Origin of the sequence: Paraferrimonas haliotis (assembly GCF_002282895.1) — a bacterium.
GTDB classification, from domain to species: Bacteria; Pseudomonadota; Gammaproteobacteria; order Enterobacterales; family Shewanellaceae; genus Paraferrimonas; species Paraferrimonas haliotis.
In genome coordinates, this window is the sequence record NZ_NRRB01000002.1 from 161239 (window position 1) to 176258 (window position 15020).

Here is a 15020-nt window from a genome sequence, read left to right on the forward strand (position 1 = left end):
CATGGAGAGAACGTTGAAGATCATATCGCTGTTTATCAGGTCACTGGCTATCTTAAGCTTTGCCGCAACGGCAAGCACCCCCGTCAGTCAAGACCAGCAAGACCAACTCGCCCAAAAACTAACTTTTCAACAAGGGGTCGTTTCTAACTTTTTGGAACAGGCTGGGCAACACCAAGGCCGAATCATTATTAGCAACCAGTCCGATATTAGCTTGCAAAGCGATCACGATTGGAGTGTTTATTTTCACAACATAAGAAAGATTTCTAAGAGCCTAAATGACAACGTTGTCATTAAACACGTTCAAGGCGATTTATACCAAATGACCGCCGGCCCAAACTTCAAAGCATTGGCGCCAAAGCAATCGCTAACCATTGACTACATTGCGGCTGCTTGGGTCGTAAGCCAAAGCGACCTTATGCCGAGAGCCTTCGTCGTTATAGGCGATAATCGACCCAGCATTATTGCCAATACCGATAGCGAAAACTTCGAGCAATTTGTATTGCCTTTCACTTACAACGAACAGCTCTACCGATTTAACTCACCATCAGACAATTACGCTCAGGTAACGCCTCAAAGTCGATTTAAACGCAACGCTAATGCCTATAGTAAACGCTACTCTCAAGAAGCCATCGACCGTCAAATAATCCCCTTCCCTGCCAAAGTTGAACGCCGCCGCGGACAAGCCAGCATCACATCGCAGTGGCGTCTAATATATGACGGCGCATTAACCAATGAAGCCGCTCAGCTGCAACAACAATTGACTGCCTACTTAGGTCAACCATTGCAACAGCTCTTGAGCTCTCAAGCTCATAGCAAAGAAAAACGAGTGATTCGATTGCAGTTAGACGGTAAGCAAAGCACAGCGGAAGGTTATGTGCTTGAGATTGATTCCGATGTCATTGTGATTCGAGGAGCCGATGAAGCCGGTGTATTTTATGGAATTCAGAGTCTATTGGCTCTCTTTCCAATAACCACCAGCGAGCCATTAACAGTGGCGAAAATGACGGTCATAGACAAACCTCTGTTTCCCTGGCGAGGAATGCATTATGACCTGGGTCGAAACTTCCACGGTTACCAAGCCATCGAAACCTTAATCAAGCAAATGGCACGCTACAAACTCAATAAATTGCATTTGCACTTAAGCGATGATGAAGGTTGGCGCCTGCAAATTCCAGGCTTACCTGAGCTAACAGAAATCGGCGCTTACCGCTGTTTTGACCTAACCGAACAACAGTGTTTATTGACTCAGCTAGGTACCGGCCCCTTTAAATCCGGATCCGGGAATGGCTTTTTAACCACAGAGCAATTCATAACGCTGTTAACTCTTGCCAAACAGCACCATATTGAAGTTATTCCAGAGCTTGATATGCCAGGGCACAGTCGCGCAGCCATTGTCGCAATGAACGCCCGAAGCCAACGATTATTGAAAGCCGGAGCCAGTGTCGAACAGGCCAATACTTATCGTCTATCCGACGACAAAGATTTAAGCCAATATTACTCAGTGCAAAACTACACTGACAATGCCCTTAACGTCTGCTTAGAATCCAGTTACCAGTTCATTGATAAAGTGCTTTATGAACTGCAACAAATGTATCGCAGTGCCGATAGCCAACTTAACATCTACCATTTTGGCGGCGACGAAACGCCTAAAGGCGCGTGGCAAGATAGCCCGGTATGCCAGGCATTATTTGAAGCGCCTAATAATGGCGTGTCAGGCGTCGCTGATCTGAAAGCTTATTTTAGCAAACGGGTTAGCCAGCTAAGTGCTGCTCGCGGACTGGATCTTGCCGGTTGGGAAGATGGCTTAATGTACAGCACCACGGTGCCTTTTGCCCGCAGTCAATTTGCTAATCAGCGGGTTATTGGCAATACCTGGGACAACATTTGGGAATGGGGAGTTGCCGATAGAAGCTACCGACTTGCCAATGACGGTTATCAAGTGGTGTTGTCGTCGGCTACTCATCTGTATTTCGACCATCCTTACGAAACCTCACCTTATGAGCGCGGTTACTATTGGGCGACCCGTTATTCCGATACCCAAAAAACCTTTGGCTATAACCCATTAGATTTGTATGCCAACGCAGACTTTACTCGAGAAGGGAATCCGATAAATGACCTTGAGGGTTTGGTTGGTAGGCGTATGCCCGCTTTACAAAAACCAGAACACTTGTTGGGTATGCAAGGCCATGTTTGGACCGAAACCATTCGTACCCCAGAGCAACTGCAGCAAATGGTGTTTCCACGAATATTAGCGGTAGCGCAGCGCGCATGGCATAAAGGGGTGTGGCAAAACACAGCCGGCGCTGAAAGTGCTCAAGAACAAAGCGAGCAATGGAGCTTATTCGCTCAGACTCTGGCGCAAAAGGAGTTGCCGAGATTAGTAAGAGATGGCGTGTCTCCGCGGTTGCCATTGGTGGGCGTAGAGCGCGACACCAGCAGCAATAAGCTCAAGGTTAACAGTGCTTTTCCTGGGTTAACCATTGAGTTTAGTAACGATGGTAGCAATTGGACTCCCTTGGCTAAACAGGCATTGGATCCAAGCAGCCCTTGGTGGTTTAGAACCCGAGTGGGCAAGCTGAGTGGCGCCAGCACGCATTATCAGCCGTAAGCCTTCAGCAACAGCAACTTCCGCTAGGCGTTGTCAATGCCAAAGCTCATCGCTTGAGACAACGTCTGAGTTTGCTGTTGCAGCATAAACAATCTATCCACCCCCATGGCAACACCGCTGCACTGCGGTAATCCATGCGCTAACGCGGCAATTAAGTGAGTATCAATGGACTGCTGTTGTATGCCCATTTGGCTGCGCTGCTGGTTATCTTGTTCGAAACGCTGACGTTGTTGTTGAGCATCTTGTAGCTCATCGAACCCGTTGGCTAATTCAACCCCCTGATAATAAACCTCAAAACGATGTGCGACCCGTTCATCATTCGGGTTCAACTTGGCGAGTGCCGCTTGCGAGGCTGGAAAATCGTAAACAAAACAAGGGCGCTGCTGACCTATCTTTGGCTCAATTAAACAGCTAAAAAGCAGTTGCAGCAAGGTATCGCGATCACTGTCGCTGGCCGCTTCAGCGAGGCCATGACTGCACGCTACTTCAAACAATTGGGCATGGCTGCATTGTAAAGGATCCAGAGCCAGCTGTTGAATAAAGACTTGTTGATAGCTGATGCGGGCAGCGCTGTTGCAATTAAGCAGCAACATCATCAAAGCCTCTACCTCATCCATCAACTGTTGTTGATTAAAGCCGGGGCGATACCATTCGAGCATGGTAAATTCCGGATTATGAATGCGTCCATTCTCTTCATTGCGAAACGAGCGAGCCAATTGAAAAATAGCCCCAGAGCCGGCACACAGCAATCGTTTCATGTGGTATTCCGGTGAGGTTTGCAAAAACAATCGTTGCCCCTTAGCAAAGCCCGGAGCTATCAAATTGGTCTCAAAATTAACCAAATGAGGGTCGGTGACACCGGAGCGAGCAAGCAAGGGAGTTTCCACTTCTAAGACATTGCGCTGCTCGAAAAATTGACGAATGGCCGACATGAATGCCGCCCGCGCTTTTAGGGTTTCAATGGTAGCGCTTGGGCGCCAACTCTGACTACTCATAAGCCGCTCTTAGGTCCTAATGATGAGGTTATCCGTAAAAACCAAAAAGCGGAGCCAAGGCTCCGCTTTTTTAAAATAACCGGAGCTTACTTGCGCACACGTTCAACGTATTCTGCGCTGCGAGTATCCACTTTCACCACTTCACCAATGGTAATAAACAGCGGTACTCTAACTACGGCACCCGTGCTAAGGGTGGCCGGCTTGCCACCGGTACCTTGAGTATCCCCTTTAAGACCTGGATCCGTTTCAACAACTTCCAGTTCAACAAAGTTTGGTGGAGTAATGGCAATCGGGTTATCATTCCAAGTGGTAACGGTGCATACGTCTTGTTCAACAAGCCACTTTTCTTGATCGCCTACGGCTTTAGAGTCCGCAGCAACCTGCTCAAAAGTGTCGTTGTTCATGAAGTGCCAAAACTCGCCATCGTTATACAGATACGCAAGTTCAATATCCATTACGTCTGCACGCTCTACAGACTCACCGGATTTAAAGGTTTTTTCTAGTACTTTGCCAGAAATCAACTTGCGAATTTTTACGCGGTTAAAGGCTTGGCCTTTACCCGGTTTAACAAACTCGTTTTCAATGATGTTGCAAGGTTCGCCATCCAGCATGATTTTAAGGCCAGATTTAAACTCGTTGGTGCTTACTGAAGCCATTTTAATTCTCGTCTAACTGTCGTTTAGTAACTTATGGGCAAAATGATAACCCGAATCCCTTTAAATTTGCACTCTGATTGGCAAAAAGAGTTGGCACAATGTGTGACAGACCCAATACAACTGTTGCAGTTGTTGGAAATTGATCCCACACCACTGTCTGAGGACATCAAAGCTCGTCGCCTATTTCCCATGAGAGTGCCTCGTCCTTTTGTACAATTAATGCAAAAGGGCAACTTACAGGATCCGTTGTTGCAGCAAGTATTTTGTTCCGCCTCTGAATTCGCCACCGCCAAGGGTTACAGCCACGATCCTTTGCAAGAACAAGACACCCCCTTACCTGGATTACTGCATAAGTATGACACTCGCGTCCTAATTATGCTTAAAGGCGGTTGCGCCATTAATTGCCGTTACTGTTTTAGACGACATTTTCCCTATCAAGAACACTCGTTAAGCGCTTCACAATGGCAAGACATCCTCGACTACTTGCACCAACGCCCACAAATTAATGAAGTCATTTTCTCTGGTGGCGATCCATTGATGGCCAAAGATGAACATTTACAACGCTATATTGAAGCCCTAGCCGCAATCCCGCACCTCAAACGCATTCGAATTCACACTCGACTGCCGGTTGTGTTGCCGCAACGTCTTACCCCTGACCTTCTTTCTGCCTTAACCGCCACCCGTTTAAAGGTGGTAATGGTGTTTCACATCAATCACGCTAACGAACTCTGCAGTGCCTTTGTTGAAAACCTGCAACCGTTCAAAAATCAAATACTGCTGTTGAATCAAAGCGTTCTGCTTAAAGGCGTGAATGATTCCTGTGACACCTTAGTAGCTTTGTCTGAGGCGTTGTACGATGCCAACATACAACCGTACTATTTGCATATGCTGGATAAGGTGTCCGGCGCTCAGCACTTCGAAGTATCGTTAGCCCAAGCCCAATCCTTAATGCAACAAATCCTCACCATTTTGCCGGGTTTCTTGGTCCCTAAACTGGTTCGAGAACAAGCGACAAAAGCCAGTAAAACACCGATCCATTTTTAACTTTCAGCAAAAGTGAGAGGTACCGCTCATTTTTTGACCTTTTACGCGTGAGAACTTACACTAAGCTAGAAAGTAAAACCGAGCTTTAGCAGACGTTTTATATATTTATTCCGACGCAAAGGCCGTCTATAATAGACGCAGATTGGTATTTCGACGCAAACAGTGACGGACTACGGCTAAGCCAATGCGAGGTACCTTCTTTAATCGCACTAACTTGGGAATAGAAACATGTCATTTTTAAAAGCAAACTTCGGCATCATTGCTGTTATGGTCGTGATGGCCGTAACCATCTTCGGCGGAATCTATCTTGTTGAAGCTTCGCTTGAAGCGCAAACGGTAGAAATGTAATACCGACCCTAAACTACCAATTGAAAAGTTACTCTGACGAGGATTTCGATTGGTAGTTTTTTGGTGCTTCCGTTTCAGCCCATTGGTCCATCAAATGAGAGACTAAGGTTGCAATAAGCGCCATAATGGCTATAGGCGTGGTGATCGTGCGCCACTCGGCCATGAAATACCCCACTCCAATGCTGATTGCGCATACATAAAACGCAATGACTTTAAGCATGAGCGTTACCCCACTATTCTTTAACCAGGTTTGGCAGTGATAGCACTGAATATGGCGCTGGGTTCCTTTCACCTGATACTCGCTAATATCAGACAACTTTAAGAACTTGGCACATTTAGGGCATTGCATAACAAATCGGCTCCTTTTTAAGCAGCGCACAGTCTACTTGGCGATTCTCTACGCCGCAATTCTTTCTTTTACACGACGACTCGCATAAACTGACAGAGTTCACAAATATGTAACTTCTGAAAGGAATCACTATGGTCAGACAATCCTGCTTTGCCGCTCTGTTGATAACGACCCTGTTGTTTAGTGTTACCACTTACGCCCAAACTACCGATTGGAATAAACTCGAATCCAACCTCACTCAGCAACTGCAGTCAATGGAAACCCTAGAAGGGGAGCCAAGAGATTTAGCAGAATTTCGCCTCAATCGAATGGCACAAAGTCTCCGTAAAGCCATCGACGGTGAAGTAACTAACAAAACGGCGGCAAAAACCGTTGTGCCCCACGTTCAATTTCAACTCAGTTATCTCGAAGATTACGGCAAGTATCTTGATCAGCGCATGCAAGAGTTAACTAACGAATACTCTGAACAAGCCTCAGATGCCGTATTGAACAAAATGCTCAAGCGCTATCACCAAAAAGATCAGTATTATGCCATGCTGCAACAAAGCCTAGCCTGGGCAAATCAACTGAACATTGACACCAAAGCGCAAACTGATGAACTCAAGCGAGAGCTTGCTGAACGCCTAGATTACCTCGTCGACTTTGCCCTGTTTAACCGAGAGAAATTGAGTCGAATCCAAGACAAATTGGCCTTAACACCGGCTGACCAACAAGGCGATTTGCAAGCCTCGGCTACCGCCATTAAAACTCAATTAGTGGCCATTGATACCAGCTTAAAACAACAAATATCGTTGATGAGCGGGCTGCAAATGGATACCACGCATTATCAGCAAACCATGTTCAACCTTACCGGTGACATTACCCAAGATGTTCTTAATGTAAGTTTGGCCAGCAAACTGGCGAAACAATGGTGGGACAAAGCCAGCAGTCAGTTATTCGAAGAAGGCCCTGGTCTAGTATTTAAGCTACTGATATTTGTTTTGATCATTGCGTTGGCCAGCTTAATAAGCCGCGTTGTGGGCAAGCTTGTCGGACGCGCAGTAAAAACCTCTAAACTTAACTTTAGTAAATTGCTGCAAGACTTTTTCGTCAGCTTAGCCACCAAGATTGTCGTGGTTATCGGTGTTTTAATTGGTTTATCACAATTAGGGCTAGAACTTGGTCCCTTGTTGGCAGGTTTCGGTATTGCCGGTGTCATTATTGGTTTTGCCCTGCAAGATACGCTGTCAAACTTTGCCTCAGGCATGATGATTCTGATTTATCGGCCTTACGATGTCGGCGATTTGGTCATAACTGCAGGTGTTACCGGAGTGGTGAGCCACATGAGCTTAGTATCCACAACCATTAAGACGTTGGATAACCAACGCCTTATTATCCCGAATAATAAAATTTGGGGAGACACCATCAACAACATTACCGCTGAAACTCACCGTCGTATCGATATGGTCTTTGGCATTGGCTACGGTGACGATATTGAACATGCAGAGCGCGTACTTATCGATATTGTTGAGAACCACCCACTGGTGTTAAAGGATCCGGAGCCGAAAGTAAAATTGCATACCTTGAACAACTCTTCAGTTGATTTTGTGGTTCGCCCTTGGGTTAAGCCTAAAGATTACTGGGAGGTTCATTGGGACATAACCAAAGCCGTTAAACAACGCTTTGATGCAGAAGGAATCAGCATTCCATTCCCGCAGCGCGATGTGCACATTTATCATGAAAAAGATTAGCCAACTTACTGCGGCAGCGATACTGGCTGCCGCCGGCTCAGCCAATATTGCCGTTGCCGAAGAAGCTTCTGCAAAATCCACTGAGCCCCCTGCTCCATGGGGCATCGGCATTGGGGTTCGCCAAGCGCAAATCCCCTATAACACCGAGATAGACAAAGTGGCCGATGTCATCCCTTTGTTCATTTACAAAGGTGAGCGCTTCTACATTGACGGTTTAGAAGGTGGCGCACACCTTTGGAAGAAAGACGGCCATCAGCTCAATTTGTTTGGCAAGTACCGCTTCTTTGATGTTCCAAAAGAATATCAAAACCAGACTCAAGCCGACGCTTTAGACTCCGGGCTTCAGTACCGCTATGAAAGCGAACAGGATTGGTACGCAGACATTAGTCTACTCAGCGACACTCGAGGCCATCCGTCGGTATTAGGGCGCGTTGGAAAGCCATTCAAATTCGACAGCTTGTATCTGCACCCCTATGCAGAAACCCGCTGGAAATCGAGCCAGTATAACAGCTATTACTATGGCCTCGATCTGCTGGATGTGGACTCAGGGTTCTCTTACGGCGCCGGCGTAAAGGCGAGCTATCATGTGGTGTCTAATTTGCATTTGATTGCGCAAATTGGGGTGACCCAACATGAAAAGTCATTAACCCAATTGCCGATGATGAATCAAAGTCATCAGGTAGAAAGCTTTTTAGGGTTTGGTTTCTTCCCCACAGAAGAGCAAAAAACCAATCCCATAGCGTCAAACCCCGGCGAATACATAAGGGTTTCACACGGTTGGGCGACACCGTCTAACTTAAACGAAATATTGAAATTTAAGACCCGCAAAGACCCTTATAACAATCAAATGACCTCGGTCTTTTATGGTTTCCCTTTAGCGGATAACCTATTCACCCTGCCATTGGATGTGTATTTCACCACCGGCATAGGCCACCACCAGCCATCAGAGGTACAAGACCGCTCGTGGGAGGGCGTACTCGCCGTAAAAGCCTACTATACAATAGATTGGCCAAGAAAATGGCGCTTTGGTGTGGCGGAAGGTTTGTCTTACGTAAGCCAAGTGACCTATATCGAGCGAACCGAGTTGGATGCCAAAGACTATCGACCGTCTAAGTTACTTAACTATTTAGATTTTAGTTTTGATATCAACATTGGCGATTGGTTTAATTCGCCAAAACTCAACCAGTTGTGGCTGGGTTGGTCTATTCACCACCGCAGCGGCATCTTTGAAACCAGTTCCGCCTTCGGTCGAATCAAAGGCGGAAGTAATTACAACACGGTTTACTTACAATGGCATTTCTAAGCCACTGATGAGCTAATTAAGGCGCTCCACTTGTCCAACCAAGTGAGGGCGTCTTCCTCGACCGTCTCGAAGCTCAAAATGACAACCGTCATTATTGGGCTCAAATCCAAAACTCACCTCTGCAGGTAAAAACAGCGGCAACTTAAATTCCACTGAAATTTTGCAAGCACCACTGCGGTATTGCTCAGGCAGAGCTGCGACACAGCGCCCTTTTGACCACATGCCATGAGCAAGAATTTTATCAAAGCCAAATTGCTTAGCCAGGATAGGGTGAATGTGTATCAAGTTATAATCGCCACTTGCGCTTGCGTATTCGCGACCAAGAGAGGCTTGCAATGGCCATTGGCCGATCGGGTCCCACGTCATCCCTGAAGCCCTTGGCGGTCGAACTCGCTTCGCTTTTGCTTGCGCCGACTTGTACAAGTAAATGGATTTTGCTTGCCATACTAAATCCTGCCCTGCATAAGCTTGAGACAAGAGCTCGAACTCTAAACCGTTATCGGTTACTTGGGATTCGGTTAAGTGACACTCGAGGCGTAAGGTTTCATCAAAGCCGATATCGCGATACTGCTCAATTTCATTTCTAAGATGAATCATGCCCCACAGTGGGATGGTAATGGCCGGATTGGTAAAGATGATGGCGTGTAAACGAAACACTTGGGTATATAAATAAGTGACGGGCAAGTACTGAGCATTGTGGTCGAACTGACACACTCGTGAGTACCGTTCAACTTTGACCGAATCCCCTTTCCATTGCGGTAACGACACCGAGATGTTGGGCATAAGCTTGCCATCCCATCCGGGCTTACGTGAAAACAGAATTTTTCGATAAACTTGCAAAAGCGAAGGCAGCTTTTTTAGCTGCTGCTGGTGTTTCATAATTGCGTCGGCTCTAACAGTGTGAAAATAATAGCTAAGTTGCACATTGTAGCACTATGAAGCCGCCGCGGGTACTCGCTCAACTCACACCCCGCTTTTAACAATCCACCTTCCAGCAACTGGATACTATAGCGCCTCTTTTTTTAAAGATATCGGGTAAAGATTCCGGTCCAACAAGGTGAGCCGCACCAACAATAACCACTAATTTTTGCTGCTTGTTACTGTCAAGCAAACGGCTTAATTCCGCGGCCATGCCATAATTTCGTTCGGTTAACACCGCGTCCATGAGTTCGCGGTTGTTGCTAAAGCCGTCTTCAATGAGCTCTAAAAAATCAGCTTCATTGCCGCTGCGCCACACCTCAACCAAAGCGCTAAGCTCCTGTTCATCGGCCTCAAGGGCGTCTTGGAGCATTAATTGCTGAAGCTCGTTAGACAGTCCTGAAAACAACTGAAACTGAAACTCAGTGGATTCTAACTGATAGCGTTTATGCTCTGGATAGTTTGCAGACACCCAAGTCTCAACGCCATATTCCGGCGTTAGCCCCTGTTCGCCAAAACGGATCATCGTAATCACCGACGCTTGCATCCAAGCTTTTAAGTAAGGAATGGAAGCGCATTGAGTGGCATAGTTTTTACAAAATGCCTGTCGTTTATTGAGCAATTCACGATCAATATCTTGCGCTCCCATGCCGTAGCGTTGAACCAAATCCACCATATTCGCTTGCTCGAGCAACACTTCAAGAACGATGCCGTCCGCATCTTCTAGCTTACGCTCGATAACACTCGCCATTGGGTACATATCGGCTTTGCCGACATGAATAGAGCCCAGTAAGTAGGTGGTACTGCCGTTAATTTGTAAACGATAAAACGGCGGCTTATCAGTCGGTGCCGCCTGCACGCTGATGCCAGTTAAAAAGAGTAAAACCAGTAATAGTAGTTGCCCAAGTCGTATTGGTGTATTGATTGTCATCCTGAACCACCCGTATAATTTGTCGAAATTCCGTTTTTTAGGAGATGTGCATGGCGCAACATCCAGTATTAGCGCAACTGCGCAGCAGTTTACAAACTGCCTATAGACAAGCTCATGACGCTGATAAAACTTTAGACCAGCTTAGCCAAAATGGCCATGCTAAGTTTGAACATATATTTAAGAGTGATCAAGGATTTACCACTGAGTCAAAGCGCTTTATGCCGTATCTTGAAGAGATCGTATCTCAATACGATCGCTTAGAGCAGCAACCAACCCTCGACAATCAAAAGCTGCAATGGGTGGTTACCCAGTTAGGTTTGCTGTTGCAAACCTTGGCCCAACTCAAACAGAATCTCAAATAGAAAAAGCCAGTCATAATGACTGGCTTTTCTTTAAGTATTCAATTCACTATTGACTAAGCTGCGGTTTCAGTTTCTTATTTAACCAATCTTTCATCATACGGCTTTCGAAATAAAAACTTTTATGGTTGGCTTGAGCGGTTCGCATTTTCGTATCGAACCCCATATCTCTTATCTCTTCATTACCTTGCACAACCACTTTACCGTCTTGTTTCACCTCGTAGCTAAAGTGAATGCGCGGCGGATAAATGCCTTCGATGATTCTAAGATTGCTCGGCCCAGCCCCAAACGTTGGGCGAACGTCACCCGCTAAATCAAGCTCAGTCACTACCAATGTCAGCGTTTGCCCTTCCGCCAATACGCGCCCAGCGTCTTTAGCCAGCTCTTCGGTGATCTGGTCAAATGCGCGCTTAGCGTAGCGACTTTGAATGTCGTTAGCCGCCTTAACATCGCGATAGTCTTTGTGGTTTTCCCAAGTAACCATCACCGGCGTTTCTTCAACCACATAGTTAGGTTCGGTTAATTCAGAGGCTGATGTCGTAAACGTCAGCGACATCATTGCCGCAGCGGTTAGCCATGTTACAAGTTTCATGGTAATTCCTCGTATCTTCTTTCTCAGTAGGTAAATTCTATCTTCGACTTACTGAACCTAGACTGAACATGTTTTAGACAATCTTAAGCTTAGCAGTTCTCATAACACATCGATACCGCCAACGCCTGAAAGGCTGTTACTGTGGTGACGTACTCGCCTGTTGCGCCAACTTTTTTAAGACTCGACTGGCCGCAACAAAACCAAAGGTACCGGTGACCATAGTAACCGCGCCAAAACCTCCAGAACAGTCCATTCTCATGCTACCGGATGCGTCGGGTTTCGCCGAAGAAACTTCTCCATTGCTTGCAGGATAAGTTAGTTGTTCGCTGGAAAACACACACTCAACACCAAACTTACGCTTTGGATTTTTGCTGAAATGATAGTCTCGTCGCAGTAAATTACGGACTTTCGCCATCAGAGGATCTTGATAAGATTTCGCGATGTCAGCGGTTTGAATTAGAGTTGGATCCAGTTGCCCACCAGCGCCACCTACACTGATTAGCTTCACTTTATTGCGCTTACAATAGGCAATCAACGCCGCCTTGGCCTTTACCGAATCGATGCAATCAACCACAAAGTCTGGCCGGCACGATAAAATGGTTTGTAAATTATCTTGGCTTACAAAGTCTTCGACCTGGTGGACAATGGCTTCTGGGTTAATTTGTTTAATGCGCTCAGCCATGACTTCAACTTTAGAGTCGCCTATGGTTTGTGCCGTTGCATGGATTTGGCGGTTAGTATTGGTTACGCAGATGTCATCTAAGTCCACTAAAGTAATTTCCTTAATACCGCTGCGCGCTAATGCTTCTGCCACCCAAGTGCCAACTCCACCTATGCCGATGACTACCACATGCGATTGATGAAATTTGGTCAAGGCATTTTCGCCATACAATCGGGCGATGCCGCCAAATCGCAATCTGTAGGACTCGTTCACATTTAATACTCTTTGGTTTTACACTGGCACCATTATACCAGCCTATTGCGCCATAGCTATGTTGCACTAACTTGTGCATAATTTTGCTAAACGTACAAATCTAACAATAAGTTAACGTTAAAAAAATAAAAAACAGACAGAGTTCAAACAATTCCTTAATTAACAGAGATAAATCTAGTTTTTGTTGCCTAGAAATGAGACCTTGAGCACAAAATATCTTTGATAAAGCTGTAACAATCCGCTGCGAAGTCGCATTAGTCAACGCTGATTTTGTGGCTTTGATTAGCCACACCACAAGCCTGTGCAGGGCTAAATAATAAAAGAGCTATTTCTAGTTTTTGGGAGAAAATTGTGAAAAAAACGCTAATTTCTGCATCCGTTGCTTCAATCCTTGCTGCAACATCATTTTCCAGCATGGCCCAGGATCCAACTTTCTATGGCCGTTTAGACGTATCCGTTGCCAATTCAAGCAATGGTTACGGCACCATGAGCAGCAATGATAACGGTCAAGGCGGTACTGTTTTAGAAAATAACGCCTCCATGATAGGTGTTAAAGGCGCTCAAAATATCGCTGACAATTTAGACATTGTTTACAAGGTTGAAGTGGGTGCTAATGGCTTCAACAACAGCAATCCATTTAGTGCTCGTGCGACCTGGATTGGTTTAAAAACCGCGGCAGGTACCGCCATCATCGGTCGTGAAGATTCCGTATTTAAAGCGTCTGAAGGAAAAGTAGATGCCTTTGGTAACGGTAACTCAGACATCGATAAGTTGTTGCCCGGCCAAGGTCGCGAGTCTGACGTCATCAACTACTACTCACCCAAAATTGCCGATCTGGTTTCGGTTAATGCCTCATATGTGCTAACTGATAGCCTAGGTGGTGGTAAATACGCGGAATCCGATAACGCCTACGCTGCTAACATCACCTTTGGTGACAAAGGCATGAAAGCACAGCCGTTTTACGCTGCAGCCGCTTATGTTGATGGTATTGAAGACGTTAAAGCCTACCGTGGTGTTGTTACAGGTAAGCTAGCGGGCGCTACCTTAGGTTTCTTATATCAAAACTCTGAGAGCGTAAAATCAGACGTTGATTTGAAAGGTAACACCTACATCGCCAGTGCTACCTACCCAGTTGGTAACTTCTTGCTAAAAGCTCAATACGGCCAAGACGATTCTGGCCTAGGTAAGTTCGCAACCGCTTTCGGTGACGGCAACCTAGATGCAAGCGGCGACAAAATGTATGACATGCAAAAAGACATTGAAGATTTTGATCTTAAGTATTTCGCAATTGGCGCGAACTATAACCTAGCAAGTAATGCCTATGTCTACGCATATTACACTAAGTTTGATGGCGACTTTAGCTTGAAGCTAAGCAACCCAACCACACCGGCTACCAATACGGTAGATATGAAAGACGACATGTTTACCCTAGGTATTCGTTACACTTTCTAATGAGTAACCCCTTAAGGTTTACTTCCTAAAAATAAGGCGACCCATTGGTCGCCTTAATTATTAATACGCTCTATTGGATTTACGCTGAGCTATTTTTTCTTTACTTTTTAGTTAGGTAATAGCTGTTCTCTACTAATCGCTGCACACCTTTTTTCACAAACTTTGGGCTGTCGGAGAGAATGTCATTGCTTTCCAGTAATTCAAAGCTAAAGTGCTTTGCTAAGTTGTCTTCTAACCAGTTTTCAGTGACAGCGAACGGTGGTCCATCGATTTGATGTTGCGGGTAATCAAGAGTGATAAGCAAGCCTTTGGCGCCTGCAGGCAACAGATGCGCTAGCTGTTCTAGGTAACGGCTTCGCATTGACTCTGGCCAAGCAATCATGGCGGCTCGATCGTAGAAGAAATCACAACGGCCAACCTCATTAAGGCTCAACTCAAAGAAATCACCTTGATAGAGGCTTAGCCTTTCGGTTTGATAACAAGCCAGTTGAGCAACTTGAATGACGTCATAGGGCAAATCCGTTTCTGCAAAAAATTGCTCCACTGCCGATTGATTGAGTTCACACCCCACCACCTTAGAGTGGGCCGCCATAAAATAGGTTAAATCGAGCGACTTGCCACATAAAGGCACCAACACCTGAGCACTGTCATCCGCACCCAAGCTAGGCCAATGTTTTACTAAAAGTGGGTTGACTTGCGATAAGTGGAAACCAATCTGCTGATTGCGCCAGCGCTCATGCCAAAAATCCGGGGTCATAATCTACTCGATTTTCTACAAAAGAGGCTACTCTAGCGCATCAC

General features: G+C 45.9%; 14 protein-coding genes. 6 read left to right on the plus strand and 8 right to left on the minus strand.

Going from position 1 to position 15020, the window contains the following annotated elements:
* The first annotated feature begins 13 nt into the window (after nucleotides 1-13).
* Nucleotides 14-2608: a family 20 glycosylhydrolase gene (locus CLC91_RS04645; RefSeq protein WP_158220697.1), complete on the plus strand. Its 2595-nt coding sequence runs from the start codon at nucleotides 14-16 to the stop codon at nucleotides 2606-2608.
* Nucleotides 2609-2631: 23 nt separating this feature from the next.
* Here the strand turns inward: CLC91_RS04645 and epmA are convergent, their stop codons facing one another.
* On the minus strand, nucleotides 2632-3603 hold the full coding sequence (gene epmA / locus CLC91_RS04650) for an elongation factor P--(R)-beta-lysine ligase (protein ID WP_095500066.1): 972 nt from the start codon (nucleotides 3601-3603) through the stop codon (nucleotides 2632-2634).
* A gap of 86 nt (nucleotides 3604-3689) precedes the next feature.
* A complete protein-coding gene (gene efp / locus CLC91_RS04655) occupies nucleotides 3690-4259 on the minus strand; it encodes an elongation factor P (RefSeq protein ID WP_095497964.1) in 570 nt (189 codons plus the stop codon).
* Between the two features lie 33 nt (nucleotides 4260-4292).
* Here efp and epmB point away from each other — a divergent pair, with 33 nt between their 5' ends.
* Nucleotides 4293-5303 carry an EF-P beta-lysylation protein EpmB gene (gene epmB / locus CLC91_RS04660; protein WP_095497963.1) on the plus strand — a complete coding sequence of 337 codons (1011 nt, stop codon included), beginning with the start codon at nucleotides 4293-4295 and terminating at the stop codon, nucleotides 5301-5303.
* Between the two features lie 376 nt (nucleotides 5304-5679).
* Here the strand turns inward: epmB and CLC91_RS04670 are convergent, their stop codons facing one another.
* Complete coding sequence (locus CLC91_RS04670; protein WP_095497961.1) at nucleotides 5680-6000, minus strand: hypothetical protein; 321 nt, start codon at nucleotides 5998-6000, stop codon at nucleotides 5680-5682.
* Between the two features lie 131 nt (nucleotides 6001-6131).
* Between CLC91_RS04670 and CLC91_RS04675 the strand changes: the two genes are divergently transcribed.
* Together CLC91_RS04675 and CLC91_RS04680 are read left to right on the plus strand one after the other, a co-directional pair.
* Nucleotides 6132-7730 (plus strand): mechanosensitive ion channel family protein, encoded by a 1599-nt coding sequence (locus tag CLC91_RS04675; RefSeq protein ID WP_095497960.1) that lies wholly within the window; start codon nucleotides 6132-6134, stop codon nucleotides 7728-7730.
* Entirely contained in the window at nucleotides 7717-9033 is a 1317-nt protein-coding gene (locus CLC91_RS04680; protein WP_158220698.1) for a MipA/OmpV family protein, read from the plus strand. Before CLC91_RS04675 ends, CLC91_RS04680 begins: the two co-directional genes overlap by 14 nt.
* A gap of 12 nt (nucleotides 9034-9045) precedes the next feature.
* Here the strand turns inward: CLC91_RS04680 and CLC91_RS04685 are convergent, their stop codons facing one another.
* Both CLC91_RS04685 and CLC91_RS04690 read right to left on the minus strand, forming a co-directional pair.
* Nucleotides 9046-9912: a MaoC/PaaZ C-terminal domain-containing protein gene (locus CLC91_RS04685; RefSeq protein ID WP_095497958.1), complete on the minus strand. Its 867-nt coding sequence runs from the start codon at nucleotides 9910-9912 to the stop codon at nucleotides 9046-9048.
* A gap of 97 nt (nucleotides 9913-10009) precedes the next feature.
* Entirely contained in the window at nucleotides 10010-10882 is an 873-nt protein-coding gene (locus tag CLC91_RS04690) for a TraB/GumN family protein (protein WP_095497957.1), read from the minus strand.
* Between the two features lie 50 nt (nucleotides 10883-10932).
* Between CLC91_RS04690 and CLC91_RS04695 the strand changes: the two genes are divergently transcribed.
* On the plus strand, nucleotides 10933-11244 hold the full coding sequence (locus CLC91_RS04695; RefSeq protein WP_095497956.1) for a prephenate dehydrogenase: 312 nt from the start codon (nucleotides 10933-10935) through the stop codon (nucleotides 11242-11244).
* Nucleotides 11245-11290: 46 nt separating this feature from the next.
* Here the strand turns inward: CLC91_RS04695 and CLC91_RS04700 are convergent, their stop codons facing one another.
* Both CLC91_RS04700 and tcdA read right to left on the minus strand, forming a co-directional pair.
* The gene (locus CLC91_RS04700; RefSeq protein WP_095497955.1) at nucleotides 11291-11833 is read right to left on the minus strand and encodes a DUF3016 domain-containing protein; all 543 of its coding nucleotides are present in this window, start codon (nucleotides 11831-11833) and stop codon (nucleotides 11291-11293) included.
* Between the two features lie 136 nt (nucleotides 11834-11969).
* Nucleotides 11970-12767, minus strand: a complete 798-nt coding sequence (gene tcdA, locus CLC91_RS04705) for a tRNA cyclic N6-threonylcarbamoyladenosine(37) synthase TcdA (RefSeq protein WP_095497954.1) — start codon at nucleotides 12765-12767, stop codon at nucleotides 11970-11972.
* A 351-nt stretch (nucleotides 12768-13118) separates the two neighbouring features.
* Here tcdA and CLC91_RS04710 point away from each other — a divergent pair, with 351 nt between their 5' ends.
* On the plus strand, nucleotides 13119-14219 hold the full coding sequence (locus CLC91_RS04710; RefSeq protein ID WP_095497953.1) for a porin: 1101 nt from the start codon (nucleotides 13119-13121) through the stop codon (nucleotides 14217-14219).
* 100 nt (nucleotides 14220-14319) lie between these two features.
* On the opposite strand, the gene CLC91_RS04715 is transcribed toward CLC91_RS04710, so the two are convergent.
* Complete coding sequence (locus CLC91_RS04715) at nucleotides 14320-14976, minus strand: thiopurine S-methyltransferase (RefSeq protein ID WP_095497952.1); 657 nt, start codon at nucleotides 14974-14976, stop codon at nucleotides 14320-14322.
* Nucleotides 14977-15020 lie beyond the last annotated feature (44 nt).